This window comes from Streptococcus mitis, assembly GCF_946190375.1.
Classification (GTDB): Bacteria; Bacillota; Bacilli; order Lactobacillales; family Streptococcaceae; genus Streptococcus; species Streptococcus mitis_CJ.
This window is the reverse complement of the sequence record NZ_CAMIAF010000005.1, coordinates 49,071-69,260: the sequence shown is the minus strand read 5'-3', so window position 1 is coordinate 69,260 and position 20,190 is coordinate 49,071. Positions and strand designations below refer to the sequence as shown.

The following is a 20,190-nucleotide window of genomic DNA, read 5'->3' as shown; positions in this document are numbered from 1 at the left end:
TTTATGAAGACTTTTTTAGAACCCAGTTATAACATTCCTAACATTAAAAATGCCCGAAATATATATGAATTCAAAGATGGTTCAATTATTCAATTTAACCGAGGGAACTTTGATGATTATAGAGTTTCTTACTTTCCAAATAAAGAAAATTTGAACGATGGATATTCGCCTAAAGATGAAGATTATTTTTTAGATCTTATGGACTTAAAAGATGTTGTGGGAGATGAAGTTGTTTGGAATGATTTTATGACTTTATCAGATATGGTTAAGGATAATGGTTTACAACATAATGCTTTACCTGATTGTTCTAAGGATGTAATAAATTATGTGCGTTTTCGACTAAATAGCATAGTCAAAAAGTATCCATCAAATTTGCAAGAAGAAACGTTTAAATTGTTTATGACATTATGGGTAGTTATGATTTCAGAATGGTATCATACTTATGGTGGACGCCCTTCATTTTTAAAGCATATTCCTAAAATAATAGGAGTGTATCAAGTATTAAATAATATATATACACCGAAAGAGGCTTCAGAATTTAGTAAAAATGATAAAATGATCAATGAAGTTATTTCGGAATATCATTCAAATTATGATTTGAAATGTTATAAAAGGGAAAAACTAAAGAAAATAATGGATATTTATCAAATAGACTATAGTTGGTTATAAAGAAGTGATTAAATTCAGATTTAGCATAAATTGAGACATTAGTTGAGTGAAGATAAGAAATTTCATTTCAAGTATTAGGAGGTAAGAATGTATAATAAAATTTCAATTCTTGAAGCTAAAGAAATGGGAATGGAAAGGATATCCATAAAAGAACTAATTTCTAATGGAAATATAAAGAGATTAACTTATTTTAAAATGGGATCATATCTCAATCAAACAATAAAGACAATCCTAGCAACTAAAAATTATGATATCAAGAAGCTAGGATACTGTTACTGGTCGTTGCAGAGGCCGAATAACTATAAGAAAGTCAAGAGATTTATAGATACTGGTTCTTTTAAAAATGAACCTTGTAAGGATGATAGCACTTTTCAATCGGAGTATTATGTCATAATAGACACTACTGATTCGAAGAGTTATGCAGGGAAAAGAAATACAAACTTAGAACTAAAAAAGGGGGAGACAGTTTCTGAGTTTTATAAGAGGTTACAAAGAAATATAAATAGTTATATTAATGAAATCAACTATAGTAAAGGAAATGACCACTCTATTACAATTGTGAAATCCTCTTCGTTTGAACAAAAATATCCTCAGGAACTATTTCCCGAAATTATTCGATCTGATGGGAAGAATATGGCTTATTTATTTGCTGAGCTGTATTATTGTACTGAAAAAATTCATCACTTAAAAGATAATTTTAGGCAAATAAAAATGAATGATGGTATAGGGAAATTGAAAACAGATAATCAGCAAACCAATTTTTTCTTGGAAGTCACTTCTAATGAAACAGAGACATTTATTAAAACAGAAGATGTTCAATATATAGTGGCTAGATTGTATAGTGGTGGTGTTGCGGAAGTCTTTCCACGATAGACAGTCTGTAGTATAGAAAAACGAAGTATTTTTAAAAGTTAGATTATTAGCTTTTAAAAATTAGATGTTAGTTAAATATGGTGTGGATGATGTGCTTTAAAGTACCTTGAATACTTTGTTTTTAAAGAAGTATTTTTAATTATTTTAAGAGAGGTTTTTATGGTTTCGTGGATTACAGTTCATAATGGAGGGACATATCGGATCAAAGTTGCTGAAGAGCAACAACAAAAAATGAAAGAATATCTAAAAGATCAAAACTTAACTAAAGACAAATTTAAACAAAGAGTTATAGAATATACTATTGAAAGTTTAGATATCTTCGGTATTGATTTAGATACAACAAATAAATACCTAAGCTGTTCAATTAATAAATGTGTTCAGAATAGAATTAATATTGATTATAAGAATATCCAGAAAGAATTTGGTTTAGCAGATGTTAGAGATATAGTTTGGATGAAGTTTACATCTAGTGGAGCACTCGGGGTTGTTGCTAGCAGTAATGATATTAACTTTCAAAAACCGAGTTCTATCAAAGAATACGATGAAAAACAACAAAATGGAAAATGGAAATATAATACGTCGGGTATCATTATTGATCGCTTAGGAGAGAAATGGGATGAATCATTTGTTCTTATTTTCCCAATAAAATCTATTCCAAGGAGCATGACTAGACATGGTGTGGAAAAGAAAATTGGGAATTATTTAATAGACAAAGGTATTCCGATATTAGACTATTATTCACATCGTATTGGAGGAAAATAAATTATTCTTTTTAATTCAACTTATTTAATTTAAAATGTTATAATCTGGTTTTTAAATTTACTGAAACAGCTCTCTTTCCAACTAGATTGTAAGAAAGATTGTGAATCTTGAATATATAGTATTGTTCAAAGATATTTGTTCTGATAAGTAAATTTAAAATAAAGCTTCTACATTTATTTTTTCCCATACCCGTTTTTAAAATCTGGTATAATGAGGCTTGTAGGTATAGTAGATAATTTTTACAGAACTTAACTATTCCCCTATTTAAAAAATATTGATTCATTTTTTATGAGATTAATAAGTAGATATTGTTCTGAGTAGGCCTGGTGTTACGATGTTTTAACCCTAACTGAAAACCATACTTTCTAAACCAGGTCTTAAGAAAGCTCGTAAAGCTAGCTAGTTCTCAAAACGTTAAGAACCAGCTACAATACAGCATTTACAACACTTCATGGTTCACACCATGGAGTGTTTTTTTGATGATTTTTAGCAAAATTCACACCATTACTTTTTAAGATTACGATAGGCAATCTCTCCAACAGCCATTGGAATAACATTCGAAGTATTGACATAAGTCTTTGTTGTAAGGGTATCGCTATGCGTAAGTGCCTCTGAAATAGCTTCAAGTGATGTTCCTGCTTGTTTAGCTATAGTTGCGCCTGTATGGCGTAATTTGTGAGGTGTAGCATGTGTCAGTTCCTTATGACGGTGTTTGACAGATTTCATTTTATTATTAAGATAGTCAGAGTGTAGAGGATTATTAACATTACCCTTCATATCGATATAAGTAAAGACATATTGTTCATCAGATTGAATAATACCAAATTTTGCCAGCTCAGTTTTTTGTTGCTTTTTCCAAGAGGTAAGAAGCTGAAGTAAGTCATTAGAAATAGAGAAAATGGGAAATATTTCCATAATAAAACGCATATTATCAAGTTTCAACACCTGATAGTATGCGTTTTTAGGATTTTAAAGCCTGATTGCTCAGTCTCTTTTTCATTATAGTTCCGTTTGATTTATAGTTTCATTAATTCTATGGAGGTTCATCATTTTGAGTAATAATAGTGCTTCCAGAAGTTAAAGATTTCATTTTATCCTTCAAGTGTCTGTATTAGATAATGTGTTCTAAATTTACTATATCTTATTAGGATTTGGGTAGAATCATTGATAACAGAGTGTTGCAAATCTAGTTAGCTGAATGATTTATATTTATCTACTTTTCTAGTAACCAATCTATGATATTTTTCTTCTCAATACCATTGTAATTGGCTGTTGGCTGAATCGTATCCATTGTTAATAGATACTTGGAGAATTGATCTTTAATGGCTTCTAGTGGTCTAAGTTCTCTGTCTAGTGTTTCTGGAGCAAGTGTTGTTTCACTGACCTGATAATAAGCGTAGTGGCCAACATCAGTTACAACAACAAAATCAACCTCATACTTATCTAAATTACCAACATATACTTGTGAATATCTACGTCTCAATTCCAAATACACAATATTTTCCAAGATATGCCCAATATCTTCTTTGTGGTCTGGTAATAAGAGATGTCGTAAACCTAAATCAACGGGATAATATTTTTCTAAGCGTTGCAATAATGCTCGACCTTTTACATCAAAACGTGGAACGGAATAAAAAAGTAAACTGTCTGTCAAAGTCGTCAAATAATTTTCCAAAGTATTATGGGATATTGAAACATTTTGGCTGACCAGGGTATTACGAATCTTATTTGTTGATATTAAGCTACCTGTACTACTGAGAAGGGTTCGGACAATGCGCTCAATAATAGTAGGATTTGGATTTCCCAATCTAGTGACAATATCATTTAACAGTATTGAGTTATATATTCCTCTGAGATAGTCAATTTTTTCAGCGTAAGATGATGTTTGCAATAAGTAAGGGAAAGCACTAAAGAGATAATTGTTAAAAATTTCTGTTGTATTCAGATTCTCTGTGAGAGATTGACTTGATAGGTATTCTTCAAATGATAAAGGAAGAACTTCTATCTCAACATACCGACCAGTCAAGTTTGTTGCTAATTGGCTACTCATAAAGTAGGCGTTGGATCCAGTCAAATAGAGATCTACATTTGGCAAGATGAATAGACTATCTGCTACTAGTTCAAATTTTTCAACATGTTGAATTTCATCTAAAAAGATATAGTATGTTTTCTCCTCAACTAACCGCTCTTTTATATAAGTAAATAATGTTTGAAAATGTCGCAGGTCATAGTAACTCAAATCTTCGAAATTGATGGATATAATCTGATCTTCGTCTACCCCAGTTGCTAGTAACTCCTCTTTATAGAGTTGAAAAAGCACAGATTTACCAGCTCGTCTAACTCCACTCACAACCTTAATGATTTGTCGGTCACGATGTCTTCTTAAAAAGTCTAAATAATGTGGTCTTTTAATATAGTTCATAATAGATACCTCAAAGATAGTATAATACAAATAGATATTATTTTCAAATTTTTAGAAATAATCTTCTATTGGTTTTGTTATTTCTAATTATTTAGAAATAATTTTTCTGCAATCAAAAAATAGTCCATTTTGTTATGGCCTGACAGTAAATTTTGTGAGGTTTTGTAGCAAGTATTCAAATAAAAAGCGCATATTATCAGGTTTCTTTGAACTGCACCCCAAAAGTTAGATTTTTTCTGTCTAACTTTTGGGGGTGCAGTTCAGTAAAAGCTTGATAGTATACGTTTTATCCTATTATCCTAGAAATATTTACTGGATTTTCTTTTCAAACTGACTTTTTAAGAAGTTACCTTATCAGCAATTTCAAATAAGTTTATGGAGCTATTTTTGGAAAAACTGTAGAATTTCAAAAATTACTACAGATCTTGAATTTTACTTATCATTTCAATGATTTAGATTGCTTACATTTTGTTTTGATAAGTTTTACGGTAATCTCCAGGAGAAAGTCCAGTTCTTTGTTTAAAAATTTTAGTAAAGTAAGAATAATTATCATACCCTACTTGACAGGATGCTTGTGATATCGAGATATTTGTTTGAGATAGGAGAGATTTAGCAGCATTAATGCGCTTATCCGTTATATATTTAACAAGAGTTTCTCCAGTTTCTTTTTTAAAAATTCTAGCTAAATGATCTGCACTGAGATAAACCATATCTGCTAATATAGAACGATTTATATCTTCATAGTAGTGATGATCTATGTATTCGACGATGCGTTGAATACTATTTTTCTGGTTTTCAAGGTTTGTTGCAAATTTCTTAGCATGTGACCAGTAATAATCAAAGTAATCCTGAAAAGATTCAATTGAATGAAAGCGTCGTTGGAATAAGAAATCATGAGTGCTATTTTGGAATAATTTATGTGCCGAGATTCCATTTTGATCTAGATATATTCCTATTTGTTGAGTCCAATCTAGTAAAATTTGTTGTAGCGTGAAAGTAGGGATTTGAGAATTATAGACGAGTGAATTAATTTTTTCTCTTAATTCATATTCGCTTAAGCTATCTAAAAACGTAATTGAAAGAGTTTCTGTTTTGAAAGAAGTTGGAAAACTATGTGGAACACATGTAATAGTATTCCAATAAGAAACATACTGTTCATTATAAGTGTAGAGTTCTTTGGTATGAAATAAAATATCGGATATTTTATGGCAACTCTTATATATAATATTTGAGTATTTACTAAAATTATTAGAAATTTGAGAATGAATTTCATATGCCAATTTGTCACTACGTTTGGATGAGTCTACTCTAAAGAGACAAACATATTGATCAACCTGGCTTTCCATCTTGAACAAACTTATCAGCTTATAAGAAGGTTGTGAAATTCTTTGAAGTTCTCTTTTTAGTTGAGAAGTCCATGATGGAGTTTCTGCAGAATAATCTTCTTCATTAAGATTGATTGTTAAAACTGCAAGGAAAAAATATTGGTGTTTTTGAAGAATAAAAGCTTGTTTACTTGCTATGTTTTCTAGCTCATCAATGCGAGAAATTTGAGGTTTTCTAAGGTAATCATACCAGAAATTATCTTCTATTTGTAAAAGTGCATCATTTTTCCCGTTTGAGTTATGATTCTCAATTTTACTAATGGCTTTTTGAATAATAAATTCTAATTTTTCAAAATTAATAGGTTTTAGATAGTATTCGAAACTTTGCAATTCAATTGCTTTTTGAGCATAGTTGAAGTCGGCGTAATTGGTTAAAAAAATTGTTTTTATATCATATTTTTCATTTCTAATCCACGATAAGAGTTCGAGACCGCTACCTTGAGGCATTTCTATATCACTTATCATGAGATCAATAGGATGCTCTCTAATAATATTTTGAGCTTGAGTGAGGCTATAGGCAACATAAACAATGTCAATGTGTAGTTTAGCCCAATTTATTTTCTCTCGTAAAGCTTCAATGATAAAACGATCGTCATCAACTAATAAGATGTTCATTATAACCTCCGTCTATAATCTTGTATGGAATAAGTAAAAGAATTTTAGCCCCACCTTCTTCATTATTTTCAAATGTAATAGTATAGTCGTTGGGATAGAGAAGATTTAAACGTTCGATGGTGTTCGTTATCCCAATATGATGCCCATCTTCTGTTATTAGAGACTGTTTCTGATTTAGTTTTGATAAAATTTCTTCAGAGAAACCTGGACCATTATCTTCGATACAAATCTGAATATAATCTGAGTTCTCAGTTTTTACTTTTTTTATTGATAGTAAAATTGTAAATAAATCCTGAAATGAAAAACCGTGTTTGATTGTGTTTTCAATAAATGTTTGTAAAAGTAATGATGGGACAAGAGTATTTTGTAGGTCATCATTGTAGTTTAGTGAAAAGTAGATGCTATTTCCATATCGAATTCGTTGTATTTCTAAATAATCTTTAATATGCTGAACTTCATCTTTAAGTTCTGAAAAATCTTGATTAGCCATAAATAAATGACGGAGATAATTTGAAGTTAAGATAGTTAACTCTTCAATTTCCTTATAGTTTTTTGTTTGGAGCATACTATGAATCATTGATAACATGTTTAAGTAGAAATGTGGACGGATTTGGTTCTTAAGATAATTAAGTTCGATCTTCTTAAGTTCTAGTTGTGAATGGTATTCCCGTATTTTTAATTCTTGCATGTCAAATATTACTTTATTAAGTTTATCATTTGCCTTATCAATTTCTAGTATACCTTCAGATATAAAAAATTCAGAAGGGGGGATGGAGTCCCCAAGTTGAGAGAGTCGTTCAGTGAGTCTTGTTATCGGTTTAATCATCCACTGACGAATATACAGGATAATGATGATTGATAAAATGGTGATAATGATAGGAACGGCTGACAAAAATACTTCTAAGAGTGTGATATTTCGAAAGACTTCGGCATAATCGACTAAAACATAAATATCGAAAGGTAAATGCGTTTTTTCATTTTGAGCATGAATTAGGTAGTTTTCGGAGGGTATATTGTTAGGCTCTTTTAGGGAAAGTTTACCATTATTTCCAATATTGAGTTTTCTGAGAGGTTTTAGGATATCTTCTGAAGATATGACGGCATAAATGATTTTTCCTTCGTAATGAACAGATTTAACTAAGTATTCGCTGTTTTTAGTAGTTACATTTTTCCATTTACGGTCACTTATATCACTACGCAATGATTTTAGATTTGATTTTAACAGTAGATAATCTTCATATGGAATATAAAGATTGGAGACATTTATAAAATAATCAGTACTATCGGTTTCTAATAAGAATGTCATATGAGTTTCATTTTGATATTCAAACTCTGCAAAGCTAGTTTGAACTTTTTTGAGATCTTCTTGATAGTCAAGAAACGTTTGTACATGATTTAATTTCTCTAAAGATTCATTATGCGTTATTGTTGAGTACATAAAGCGTTCTACAGAATGCAATTTCTCATTAACAGAGTCAGCATAAATTTCAATTGAACTACGTAAGTGTACTATATTTTGGTTTTTAATAAAATTTCTGGTTATGTTACTCATAGCAATATTGATTAAAATATTTATCAATAGTAGTACAAGTAGGAGTTTAAAGAAAAAATGAATAGAATGTTTTTTTGATAAGTCGTGATTTAATTTCATATACTAGTCTCCTATTAAAATTATAGCACTTTGAAAATATGATATCATGTAACAAAACAGATATGTTTTATTAAGATGTCGGAAAAGTAATAGTTCTTAAAATTAAAAAACTGAAAAATTGATAAACCTAGTCCAAAAAGTTATATTAAGGGAATTCTTTATGGTGTAAAATAATCGTAGAAAATCAGATAGGAGGAAAAAAATGAAAGTAGCATCTCAACTTCATAAAATAAAATTAAAGCATAGTATTCCGTTATACATATTACTTTTTCCTTCAATATTGCTATTAATTTTATTTTCCTATATTCCCATGTTGGGATTAATTATCGCATTTAAAGACTACTCACCAGCCAATGGTATTTTTGCTAGTCAGTGGGTAGGATTTAAGTACTTTACTCAATTTTTCTCATCATTCCAATTCGGGACAACTATGTTCAATACATTAAAAATTTCACTTTATAGTATTGTAGTAGGATTCCCCTTGCCTATTATACTAGCTATCATTAGTAATCAGTTAAGAGTTGGGAAATTTAGAAAAATATTTCAAGTAACAACTTACTTACCCCATTTTATCTCTACAATGGTTATGTGTGGGATGATTATCTTATTTTTATCTCCTACTAGCGGTTTGTTAGCGAATGTATTTAAGTCTGTTGGAATTACTATTCCAGATTTTTTATCAAAACCTACTAATTTTGCAGGTGTTTATGTTTGGAGTGATGTATGGCAACATATTGGTTGGGATAGTATTATTTATCTAGCAGCGCTTTCTGCAATTGATCCTACATATTATGAGGCTGCAACTATGGATGGTGCCTCTAGGTTACAAAAAATTCGGCATATAGAATTACCATTGCTTTTGCCTACTGCTATGATTCTATTAATATTAAGAGCAGGTAGTTTATTAAGTGTAGGTTTTGAGAAAGTGTTACTACTACAGAATCCTCTTAATTTAGCAGGAAGTGAGATAATTTCGACCTATGTTTATAAAGTTGGTATGGTGAACTTTCAGTATAGTTATTCGACAGCTATAGGGTTATTTAACACGGTAGTTAATCTAATAATTTTGTTATCTGTTAACTGGTTCTCAAAAAGATATACCAGAACGGGTCTTTTTTAAAGGAAGGAGTGCTTAAGGTGAAATGGTTTCATAAATCAAGAAAAACGAACTCTGAATTATTATTTGATATAGTTACCTATGGTTTAGCAATTTTCCTTATCCTGTTAATTGTTTATCCGTTATGGTTTGTAGTGATTGCATCTTTTAGTAACCCTTCAGATGTTGCAAACGGGAAGGTATGGTTTATTCCAAGAGAATGGAAATTAGATGGATATTTACGTCTTATTCAACAACCTTTATTTTTGCGTAGCTATTTAAATACAATTTTATATACTGTTGTTGGTACCTTAGTTGCTTTAGTAGTCAATATTCCAGCTGGTTATGCTTTATCTAGAAAAGAATTAGTTGGTAGAAAATGGATGAGTATTCTATACATAATCCCTATGTTCGTATCAGGTGGCTTGATTCCTACCTACTTAACAGTAAAGAATGTTGGCCTAATTGATACATTTTGGGTAATGGTAATACCTTTTGCGGTTTCATCATACAATATTATTGTTGCTAGAACTTTCTTTAATAATAGTATTCCAGACGGGATGTGGGAGGCTGCACAAATTGATGGATGTGGTACAATTCGTTATTTTATTAAGATAGTCGTTCCTTTATCAAAAGCTATTATAGCAGTTATTGGACTTTGGACTGCAGTTGGTATTTGGAATTCGTGGTTTAATGCTTTAATTTATTTAACGAATGAAAATTTACAACCATTGCAATTAATTTTACGACGTTTACTAATTAGTAACCAAATGTTACAATCGCAAGCAACAGGAGAAGTGGCATCAGATCTTCGTATCAAGGCCGATATGATGAAATATGCAGCAATTGTTATTTCAACCGCTCCGATTATGTTGTTGTATCCCTTTGTTCAAAAATATTTTAATCAAGGCGTAATGATTGGCGCCTTGAAAGAATAGGAGAAAAACATGAAACATAAATCATTTACATATTTGTTCTTAGGAACAGTTACACTTGCTGGCTTAACAGCCTGCGCAAATTCCAATAATGCGAATAAGGACGATAAGTCTGGAGAAGATTCTTATAAAATCACAACTGTTCGTTGGTCTGACTGGGGAGAAGATTATCATAAAGGTTTTCTAACAGATTCTGCCAAGGAAGCGGGTATTGATGTTAAATGGGACACACTTGTAGCTGCAGATTGGGCAGATAAGAAATCTGTTTTGGTTGCTAGCGGAGATTTACCAGATGCATTTTTAGGTTCAAATGCTTTTACAGATTCAGAAATTGCTCAGAACCAATCTTTGTTTATTCCATTGGAAGATTTAATCAAGGAGAACATGCCTAATTTAACTAAGGCTATGGAGAAAGAACCTAAGATTAAAGCGATGATTACTTCACCAGATGGTCATATCTACAGCCTGCCTAAAAAATTACCGATGCGCCCTACTGTAGCTAATCAGCTATTTATTAATAAAAAGTGGCTAGACAATTTAGGATTAAAGGTTCCAGAAACTTATGATGATTTAGTAAAAGTACTACAAGAATTTAAGGATAAAGATGCGAACGGAAATGGAGACGCTTCTGATGAAATTCCATTCGGAGCAGGAAACTTTGATCCAACATTCTCATATATTCTTCCGTTCAATAATCGTTTAGGGGCAGATAATACATATGAAATGTCTGTAAAAGATGGAAAACCAGTCTACCTTCGTACAGAAGAAAGTTATAAACAAGGGATTGCAGCAATGCACGAATCTTATAAAAAAGGTTTGATTGATCCGGAAATCTTTACAGAAGATACCTCTATGAGTGTAGCAAAACGTATGGATAAGGGAGTATCTAGAGTAGGTGTTTCTAGTGGTTGGACAGCAGATGCAACGTTTGGTTTACATTCAAGTGAGTATATTGCTCTACCTGCTTTAAAAGGTATGGATGGAAAACAATATGTCTTTTCTGATCCAGATCATTACAACTACGGTCGCAATGAAATTTTGATTACAAATAAGAGCAAAAACCCTGCTAAATTATTGAAATGGTTGGATAAATTATATACAGATGAAGCAAGTATTCAGAATTTCTATGGATCATTTGGAATAGCTACTGAAAAGAATGGTGATAAGTTTAAAGTGTTACCTCCTAAAGATGGTAAATCAGCCGATGAGTATGCATGGATTAATTCACTTCGAGATTTTGGTCCTAAATACGTAAGCGATGATATCAATAGTCGCGTAGAAATCGATCAAACACAAGGTGATGGATTGAAATTGAAGATGGACCAAGATTTGAAACAATTTGCGTTGCCAGCTTACCCTAATGTGATTTATTCACAAGAAGAGCTTAACAAATTATCATCAATCTATGTGAGTATTGAATCTTATGTCAAACAACAAGCATCTAAATGGGTAGTTGAAGGTGGCATAGAAAAAGAATGGGACTCATACAAAGAAACTCTTAAGAATATGGGATTGGACGAATTTATGAAGATTCAACAGGAAGCATATAATCGTTACCAAAAAGAAGTCAAAGAGTAATACTTTATATGAACTCTTGGTTGTATGAACAAGGGACTAGCTAATTATAGGAAGCGAGACTGATAACATCAAATTATCTCGCTTCCTTTATTCTAATTTTTAAAGAAATTTGGAAATGTTTTTTAAATAATTTAGGTAATATTTTTGTGCAACTGACATTCTAAAATATAGAGTTAAGACGATTGATTTTATGGAGAATATATTATGCAAAAATTATTTTCATTAGATGGAAAAGTGGTTAGAATTTTAACTTTTTTGACAGATTTAATTATTTTAAATACTCTATTTATTGTTAGTTGTATTCCAATAGTTACAATTGGGGCATCACTAACTTCTCTTACGACAATGTGGTATCGTATTTTAAAAGGTAAAGATACCGATATTGCTTATCATTATTTTCGGATCTTTAGACGAAATTTTAAACAGTCAACTTTTATTTGGTTGTTTATCCTCCTAATAGAATTACTTTTATATGTGAACTATTGTCTTTGGGGCTATTCAAGTTTACTTTCAGAGTATAGTTTATTGTTAGTGTTGCCCTTTTTATTTGTTATAATACTTTTTATGAGTGTTGTTTTTCCCTATATTGGTCTATTTAAAGATAATCTAAAAAATAGTATTGTAAATAGCGTATTAATTTGTATTTTAAATCCAATACAAGCTATCATGTTGGTTTTATTTAATATTTCTGTACTGTATATGAGTTTTAGTAGTCCAGAACGAGTTTTAACAGCTATTTACGTATTTACATTTGGGGGATTTGCTTTTTGCGGATTGATGAATGTAACGATAACAAATAAAATGTTTGATAAGGTAAAGAAATTTACTAAAAGGAGGGAAACAAATTGAAAATTTTTAAGGGAGAGTTTTATCGAATCTCTGTATTAACAGATAAGTTAGTAAGATTAGAATACTCTCAAACTGGAAGTTTTGAGGATAGGACTACACAACTTATCTATAATAGAGATTTTGGTCAAGTTTCGTTAGATTATATCGAGACATCAAACGTACTAGATATTATGACGGACTATTTTCATCTGCACTTTAATAAAGGAGAATTTAACGCCGAAAATTTATTTATAGAATTAAAAGGAAATTTTGCCGTATATGGTAGTCGCTGGTATTTTGGTGAGTCTATTGAAACGTTAAAAGGAACAGCTCGGACTCTGGATAAGGCAGATGGCGCAATCTCGTTAGAAGATGGAATTATTAGCCGAAATGGTATTGCCTTACTGGATGATTCTCAAGGATTTATTTGGGATGAACAGTCTGGTTATATTGAGAGAGAAAATCAAATTGACCTCTATTTCTTTGCCTATGGGCATGATTATAGAGGAGCAATCAGAGACTTTTACCAATTGACTGGCTCAACACCCTTGCTGCCAAGATATGCTTTAGGCAATTGGTGGAGTAGGTATTGGCCTTATACGTCGGATGAATACTTGGATTTAATAGACAGATTTGAAACAGAGAAAATTCCATTATCTATCGGTGTTTTAGATATGGATTGGCATATAACTGACATTCCAGCTCGTTTTGGAAGTGGCTGGACAGGATATAGTTGGAATAAAAACTTAATACCTAATCCAGAACAGTTATTGCAACAACTTCATGATAGAAAGTTAAAACTCTCCTTAAATGTCCATCCTGCTGATGGTATACGGGCTTATGAAGAAGCTTATCCTCAAGTCGCAAAACGATTGGGGTTAAATGTAGAACTAGAAGAACCTGCTATTTTTGATTTTTTTAATCCTTCTTTTAGGGAAGCTTACTTTAAAGATGTTCATTATGAGCTAGAAAAGCAGGGAGTAGATTTTTGGTGGATTGACTGGCAACAAGGGACGCAAGGTATGTTGGATCCACTGTGGCTTTTAAATCATTATCATTATCAGGATAGTTGTAAAAATTCAGAAGGTGGCTTGATTTTATCAAGGTATGCAGGTCCTGGTAGTCACCGCTACCCTGTTGGTTTTTCAGGGGATACTATTATTAGTTGGAATTCCTTAAGATTTCAACCTTATTTTACAGCAACAGCATCAAATATCGGTTATAGTTGGTGGAGCCATGATATTGGTGGACATATGTTGGGGGATTATGACGAAGAGCTACAAACTAGATGGCTACAGTTTGGTGTTTTTAGTCCGATTACTCGATTACATAGTTCTAGAAGTCCTTTCAATAGTAAAGAACCTTGGTTTTTTTCAGAAACAACATCTAAGATTATGAAGAAATACCTTCGTTTGAGACATCAGATGATTCCCTATCTATACACTATGAATGTAAAGACACATGAGGAAGGTGCCCCATTAATCAGCCCAATGTACTATTTCTACCCAGAGAATGATGAGAGCTATAATGTTCCAAACCAATACTTTTTTGGAACAGAATTGATGGTGGCTCCCATGGTAGAAAAGATGGATTTGGCATTTCAATCTGCAAAAGTAGATGTATGGTTCCCTGAAGGTGAATGGTATGACTTCTTTTCAGAGAAAAAGTACACAGGTGGTGTGAACTTAAGTGTTTATAGAGACATTTCGACTATTCCTGTGTTTGCAAAAAGTGGTGCAATTATTCCCTTGGTTGGTTCTGAGATAGATATGGGTGTTGATTTACCTGAAGTTGTAGATTGGTATGTATTCCCAGGAAAACAACATTCTTTTGAAATGATTGAAGATCAAAATGGTCAAAGATATAAAACAAGATTATCAATCGATTGGGAAATGGGCGTGGTAGAGTTAGCATTACAAGGAGATTCTAGTATCCTTCCAAGCAATAGAAGGCATAGAATTCATTTTAAAGGAACGAATGTGTCTATCATTGAATTGCCAAATAAGAATGCTACAGCTGGATTTGAATATAAAGATAATAAAAGAACATCTCTAAATGACGAAGTTTTTAGGCTACTAAAGACGGCTTCTCTTCCATATGAATTAAAAGATAGATTGTTAAATGAATTCATCAATGCTAAAAATTCTCATGACTTAATGAATATCTTGCATCATCAGGATAAGGAATTGAGAGGACGTTTGTTGGAAATGATATTTACTAGCCAAAACTAATTGAGACATTTCGTACACAATTTCTATTCTTTAATTACTAATTATTTATTTTTTAATGTGTAATAGTTTTACATCTCTATGCTTATTGACTTGTCTTTTAGTAATTACAAGTTTGGCATAGGGATGTTTTTATGATTTTAAAGACTTTTTGCCCAGCCTCTTTTTTAAACTAAACAAGAGAAATTTTTCAAACTAACTTCCACTTGCCTGACCGAAGTAGAAGTTAGTTTGAAATGAATTTTTATGGTGGAATTAATACTCTTCGAAAATCAAATTCAAACCACGTCAGCGTCGCCTTACCGTACTCAAGTACAGCTTGCGGCTAGCTTCCTAGTTTGCTTTTTGATTTTCATTGAGTATAAGTATGAGACGTTTGATCTTTTCAGAAAATTTTCTAAAAGGGATAGAATTTGTTTGACATTTGTTTGAAAATTCTGTAAAATGAATTATTATATCGTTAAAGGAGAATATATATGGAAAAACAGAAAACATTTTTTGGACATCCTATGGGCTTGTCCACCCTCTTCTTTACAGAGATGTGGGAGCGCTTTTCTTACTATGGGATGCGAGCTATCCTACTTTACTATATGTACTATAGTGTGCAAGATGGTGGGTTGGGTATGGATAAGACCACAGCTGCATCGGTTATGGCGATTTATGGCTCGCTGGTATTTTTGTCCTCGGTTATCGGTGGTTTTGTCAGTGACCGTATTTTAGGAAGTCGTAAGACTGTCTTTTACGGTGGGATTCTGATTATGCTAGGGCATATTGCTTTGGCAACACCTTTTGGGCAAGTGGCTCTCTATCTTTCTATTGCCTTGATTATCTTTGGAACTGGATTTTTAAAACCCAATATATCAGATATGGTTGGGGGAATTTATGAGAAAGAGGATGATAGACGGGATGCAGGTTTTAGTATCTTTGTCTTTGGTATTAACTTAGGTGCCTTCGTTGCCCCTTATCTAGTGGGTTATCTAGGTCAGGAAGTCAATTTCCACCTAGGTTTCTCATTAGCTGCTGTTGGGATGTTCTTTGGTCTGGTGAAATATGTTTTAGATGGGAAGAAATACCTGCCTGAATCAAGTCTTTACCCCACTGATCCACTTTCACAGAAGGAGCAGCAGACCTTGATTAAACGCTTACTGATTACACTTGTCATGGTTGTTCTGGTGGTTCTAGGTTTAGTCTTTACTCACCAGTTTAACGTGGATATGATTGTTAATATCTTTACAATAATTGCGGTAATCATTCCAATCTACTATTTCTTCAAAATTTTATCTAGTCAGAAAATAACTGCTACTGAGAGATCCCGAGTATTTGCCTACATTCCTCTATTTATCGCTGGAGTACTCTTCTGGTCTATTGAGGAGCAGGGTTCTGTTGTTCTCGCTCTATTTGCGGATGATCAGACTCGACTCTACTTTAATGTATTTGGAAATCAGATTCAGTTTCCATCTAGCTTTTTCCAAAGTATCAATCCACTTTTCATTATGATTTATGTGCCGATTTTTGCGTGGTTGTGGGGGAAAATGGGTAACAAGCAACCGTCCTCTTCTAAGAAATTTGCTTACGGTTTATTTGCGGCAGGTCTATCCTTCTTGTGGATGATGTTACCGGGGATGCTTTTTGGAACAGATGTTAAGGTCAGTCCTTTCTGGTTGATTATGAGTTGGGCTATTGTGATTGTGGGGGAAATGTTGATTTCGCCTATTGGTCTATCAGTCACTACTAAGCTAGCACCAAAATCCTTCCAAGCACAAATGATGTCTATCTGGTTCTTGAGTAATGCTGCTGCCCAAGCTATCAATGCTCAAATTGTAAAATTTTATACAAGCGAAACTGAAGTGGCTTACTATGGAATTGTTGGAGGAATTACGATTGTATTCGGTATTATCTTACTCTTCTACGTTCCACGTATTGAAAAACTAATGTCTGGTATCAAATAGAGAAAAACTGGAATTTCTGTAGGGATTCTAAAAGTTAGATCAATTATTTATTCAAAGGATTTAGTTCTGTATTGTATAGGGCTAGGTCCTTTTAGTTTGATTAATACTCTTCGAAAATCAAATTCAAACCGCGTCAACGTCGCCTTGCCGTACTCAAGTACAGCCTGCGGCTAGTTTCCTAGTTTGCTCTTTGATTTTCATTGAGTATAAAATTCACGATGTTTCTGATATTCCTAGTAGACATTTGTTCACTTTTTTTATATAATAAAACTAAACCATATTGGTTGAATTTTAAAAATATGGCTTCAAGCATCGATTAGTCTTTCTAAGGGAGATAATGTCCATTAAAGTATCATAATAGGAGGTGAAGTATGTATCAGCCAGAAAAATTAAAGGCTCGGAGGAAAGAGTTAAAACTAACACAGAAGGAAATTGCAGAGCAACTTGGGATTAGTTTTCAGGCTTACTCAGCTTGGGAACGTGGAGTCAAGGAACCGTCCAAGGAGAAGGTGTTCCAGTTAGAGAATATTTTAAAGGTACCCAAAGGATATTTTACTCAGATCGAGATTGTCCGTCTCTACCATAGCCTTTCCAAGCAAGGGCGGGAGAAGGTTGTTCTCTATGCTCGCAACCTATCTCAAGAGGAGCAAGCCCAGAAAGTGACAGCTATGCCAGAGCGCCTCTACGAGTACCGTGTTTATGAACGCATGTCAGCAGGGATTGGGGCTTCGGTCTACGATGATCAGAATTTTGATACGGTTTACTTTAATGAGGAGTTGGCTCATGATTTTGCGTCATGGGTGTCTGGGGACTCCATGGAACCTAAATACCAAAATGGCTCAGTAGCTCTGATTCGAGAGACAGGATTTGACTATGATGGAGCAGTTTATGCAGTGGTTTGCAACAACCAGACCTATATCAAACGGGTCTATCGAGAGGAGAATGGATTGCGTCTGGTATCGATCAATCCTAAATACAAGGATATTTTCATCTCCTATGAGGAAGATCCTCGGATTGTGGGCATTATCGTTGGGAACTTTGTGCCAATGGAGGGCTAGACTATGGGCTACTTTGATTATTCCAGAGAGCCCAAAAGTGACATTGCCTTTGTTGATATGAAATCTTTTTATGCTAGTGTTGAGTGCGTGAAAAGAGGATTGCATCCGCTGAAAACCTCGCTTTGTGTCATGAGTCGCGCGGATAATTCAACTGGTCTTATCCTAGCCTCCTCTCCCCTGTTTAAGAAGATTTTTGGCAAGTCAAATGTTGGTCGGGCTTATGATCTGCCCTTTGATATCAAGACCCGCAAATTTTCCTATTACAATGCTCGAAAGCAAGGGCTACCTACCGACTCAGACTATGTTCGCTACATCGAAGATTGGGCTCAAGTGACCTTGATTGTGCCTCCTAGGATGGATGAATACATAGCAGTCAATATGGAAATTCAGCGAATCTTTCAAAACTATGGCAGTCCAGATGATATTTATCCTTACTCTATCGATGAGGGCTTTATTGATCTGACTAGTTCGCTCAACTATTTTATCCCAGATAAGAGTCTCTCTCGCAAAAACAAGCTGGATATGCTTTCTGCTCGTATTCAGAGGGATATTTGGAGGCAGACAGGGATCTACTCTACAGTAGGCATGTCAAATGCCAATCCTTTACTGGCCAAGTTGGCTCTGGATAATGAGGCCAAGCACACTCCGACCATGAGGGCCAACTGGTCTTACCAGGATGTGGAAGAGAAGGTCTGGTCCATTCCCAAGATGACCGACTTTTGGGGAATTGGCAGGCGGATGGAGAAACGCTTGCATGCTCTGGGGATTTTTTCTATCAAGGAATTGGCAACCAGCAATCCAGATCAGTTAAAGAAAGCTCTGGGTCAGGCTGGTCTGCGTTTGTGGTTTCATGCCAATGGGATTGATGAGAGCAATGTTCATAAGCCCTATAAAGCCAAATCCAAGGGCTTGGGGAATTCTCAAATCTTGCCGAGAGACTATGTGAAGCTACGGGATATTGAAATTATTCTTCGAGAAATGGCGGAGCAGGTGGCTATTAGATTGAGAAGAGCGGGCAAGAAAACAACCCTTGTCTCTATCTATGTCGGTTTCTCTAGACAGGAGGTCAGGTCGTCTATTCACACACAAATGAAGGTCGAACCGACCAACAATACAGCTGTTTTAACAGATTATGTTTTGAAGTTATTTCATAGCAAATACACTTCTGGAGCAGTCAGAAGTGTCGGTGTAAACTATTCAGGCTTTGTAGACGAGTCCTTTGGTTTGATATCTCTCTTTGATGATGTTGACAAGTTAGAAAAAGAAGAAAGGCTCCAGACGGCCATTGACTCCATTCGGGAACAATTTGGTTTCACTTCTCTCTTAAAGGCCAATGCACTGGAAGAGGCCTCTAGGAGTCTTGCTAGAAGCAAGCTGATTGGAGGACATTCTGCTGGAGGATTAGATGGATTACAATGATTGATCGTTCTTATTTACCTTTTCAATCTGCGCGAGATTATCAAGATCCAGGTATGCAGAAGTGGATGGGATTTTACCTCTCAGAACACACCAGTTCGCTCAGTGAAGAAAAAAACCGTGTTGATTTTTCGATAGATTTGGACCCAGTTGAGAAACTACATTTACTTTCTCAGCTTTATGTTGGTCAACTGAAGGGAAGTTTTGTGGTTAAGGAAAAGAGCCAGAAGGCGACTATCATCGGTGAGGTGAGGGAGTTATCACATCAGACTCTATCTATTAGGACAAACGAGGGGTATAGGTTGATAGAGGTTGCAGATATCCTAGAAATTCGGCTGTGGGAGGAGGGAGTTTATGACTAGAAAAGAGCTGTATGAAAACAAACTGCAGATGGATTATTTTTCAGATAACTATATTCGTTTTGAAGAGGATTTTCAAAAATACTCTGCCATGAACGTACCCTTGACTTTCTTGATTGATGACATCCTACGAACCATGGCGATGAACCAGAAAAACTACTTTGTCTTAAACAAGGAAAATGCCAAGGATGGGCGAGAGCATAGCTTTTATTTTAGGGTGGTAAAGGAAAAAGCGTGTCCTAGAAATAGGACCTATACATATTCAGGAGTCAAGAATAGCAGTCAGTAGTGCCTTGTCTGCTATGAATGTATCATTTTTACAACACTTCATGTTTCATATCATGGAGTGTTTTTCTATTAAGTCAA

General features: G+C 33.7%; 17 protein-coding genes. 13 read left to right on the top strand and 4 right to left on the bottom strand.

Annotated features, from left to right (window positions below):
* Nucleotides 1-3: 3 nt before the first annotated feature.
* The 3 genes from N8M09_RS03560 (at nt 4) to N8M09_RS03550 (ending at nt 2,304) form a co-directional block, all read left to right on the top strand.
* Nucleotides 4-669, top strand: a complete 666-nt coding sequence (locus tag N8M09_RS03560; protein WP_261063855.1) for a DUF7004 family protein — start codon at nt 4-6, stop codon at nt 667-669.
* 87 nt (nt 670-756) lie between these two features.
* Nucleotides 757-1,542, top strand: coding sequence for a hypothetical protein (locus N8M09_RS03555; RefSeq protein ID WP_261063853.1), 786 nt, complete (start codon nt 757-759; stop codon nt 1,540-1,542).
* 159 nt (nt 1,543-1,701) lie between these two features.
* Nucleotides 1,702-2,304 carry a hypothetical protein gene (locus N8M09_RS03550; protein WP_261063851.1) on the top strand — a complete coding sequence of 201 codons (603 nt, stop codon included), beginning with the start codon at nt 1,702-1,704 and terminating at the stop codon, nt 2,302-2,304.
* A 504-nt stretch (nt 2,305-2,808) separates the two neighbouring features.
* On the opposite strand, the gene N8M09_RS03545 is transcribed toward N8M09_RS03550, so the two are convergent.
* The 4 genes from N8M09_RS03545 to N8M09_RS03530 all read right to left on the bottom strand — a co-directional run bounded on the left by N8M09_RS03545 (nt 2,809) and on the right by N8M09_RS03530 (nt 8,377).
* Entirely contained in the window at nt 2,809-3,231 is a 423-nt protein-coding gene (locus tag N8M09_RS03545; RefSeq protein ID WP_314726045.1) for a tyrosine-type recombinase/integrase, read from the bottom strand.
* 286 nt (nt 3,232-3,517) lie between these two features.
* Nucleotides 3,518-4,726 (bottom strand): ATP-binding protein, encoded by a 1,209-nt coding sequence (locus N8M09_RS03540; RefSeq protein ID WP_261063850.1) that lies wholly within the window; start codon nt 4,724-4,726, stop codon nt 3,518-3,520.
* Nucleotides 4,727-5,187: 461 nt separating this feature from the next.
* Nucleotides 5,188-6,726, bottom strand: coding sequence for a response regulator transcription factor (locus N8M09_RS03535; RefSeq protein WP_261063849.1), 1,539 nt, complete (start codon nt 6,724-6,726; stop codon nt 5,188-5,190).
* Complete coding sequence (locus N8M09_RS03530; protein ID WP_261063848.1) at nt 6,707-8,377, bottom strand: sensor histidine kinase; 1,671 nt, start codon at nt 8,375-8,377, stop codon at nt 6,707-6,709. The genes N8M09_RS03535 and N8M09_RS03530 overlap by 20 nt, the downstream gene beginning before the upstream one ends.
* Before the next feature lie 202 nt (nt 8,378-8,579).
* On the opposite strand from N8M09_RS03530, the gene N8M09_RS03525 reads away from it, so the two are divergent.
* The 10 genes from N8M09_RS03525 to N8M09_RS03480 all read left to right on the top strand — a co-directional run bounded on the left by N8M09_RS03525 (nt 8,580) and on the right by N8M09_RS03480 (nt 20,113).
* Nucleotides 8,580-9,497 carry an ABC transporter permease gene (locus tag N8M09_RS03525; RefSeq protein ID WP_000861541.1) on the top strand — a complete coding sequence of 306 codons (918 nt, stop codon included), beginning with the start codon at nt 8,580-8,582 and terminating at the stop codon, nt 9,495-9,497.
* 17 nt (nt 9,498-9,514) lie between these two features.
* Entirely contained in the window at nt 9,515-10,411 is an 897-nt protein-coding gene (locus tag N8M09_RS03520; RefSeq protein WP_000870790.1) for a carbohydrate ABC transporter permease, read from the top strand.
* A 9-nt stretch (nt 10,412-10,420) separates the two neighbouring features.
* A complete protein-coding gene (locus N8M09_RS03515) occupies nt 10,421-11,986 on the top strand; it encodes a type 2 periplasmic-binding domain-containing protein (protein WP_261063846.1) in 1,566 nt (521 codons plus the stop codon).
* A gap of 204 nt (nt 11,987-12,190) precedes the next feature.
* A complete protein-coding gene (locus N8M09_RS03510) occupies nt 12,191-12,835 on the top strand; it encodes a YesL family protein (protein ID WP_261063844.1) in 645 nt (214 codons plus the stop codon).
* Nucleotides 12,832-15,045 (top strand): glycoside hydrolase family 31 protein, encoded by a 2,214-nt coding sequence (locus N8M09_RS03505; protein WP_261063842.1) that lies wholly within the window; start codon nt 12,832-12,834, stop codon nt 15,043-15,045. Before N8M09_RS03510 ends, N8M09_RS03505 begins: the two co-directional genes overlap by 4 nt.
* 473 nt (nt 15,046-15,518) lie before the next feature.
* Nucleotides 15,519-16,991: a peptide MFS transporter gene (locus N8M09_RS03500; protein ID WP_261063840.1), complete on the top strand. Its 1,473-nt coding sequence runs from the start codon at nt 15,519-15,521 to the stop codon at nt 16,989-16,991.
* 371 nt (nt 16,992-17,362) lie between these two features.
* Complete coding sequence (locus N8M09_RS03495; RefSeq protein ID WP_261063838.1) at nt 17,363-18,049, top strand: XRE family transcriptional regulator; 687 nt, start codon at nt 17,363-17,365, stop codon at nt 18,047-18,049.
* Nucleotides 18,050-18,052: 3 nt separating this feature from the next.
* Entirely contained in the window at nt 18,053-19,468 is a 1,416-nt protein-coding gene (locus N8M09_RS03490) for a Y-family DNA polymerase (protein ID WP_261063836.1), read from the top strand.
* Complete coding sequence (locus N8M09_RS03485; protein WP_261063834.1) at nt 19,465-19,827, top strand: hypothetical protein; 363 nt, start codon at nt 19,465-19,467, stop codon at nt 19,825-19,827. The genes N8M09_RS03490 and N8M09_RS03485 overlap by 4 nt, the downstream gene beginning before the upstream one ends.
* Nucleotides 19,820-20,113 (top strand): DUF5960 family protein, encoded by a 294-nt coding sequence (locus N8M09_RS03480; protein WP_261063833.1) that lies wholly within the window; start codon nt 19,820-19,822, stop codon nt 20,111-20,113. The genes N8M09_RS03485 and N8M09_RS03480 overlap by 8 nt, the downstream gene beginning before the upstream one ends.
* Nucleotides 20,114-20,190 lie beyond the last annotated feature (77 nt).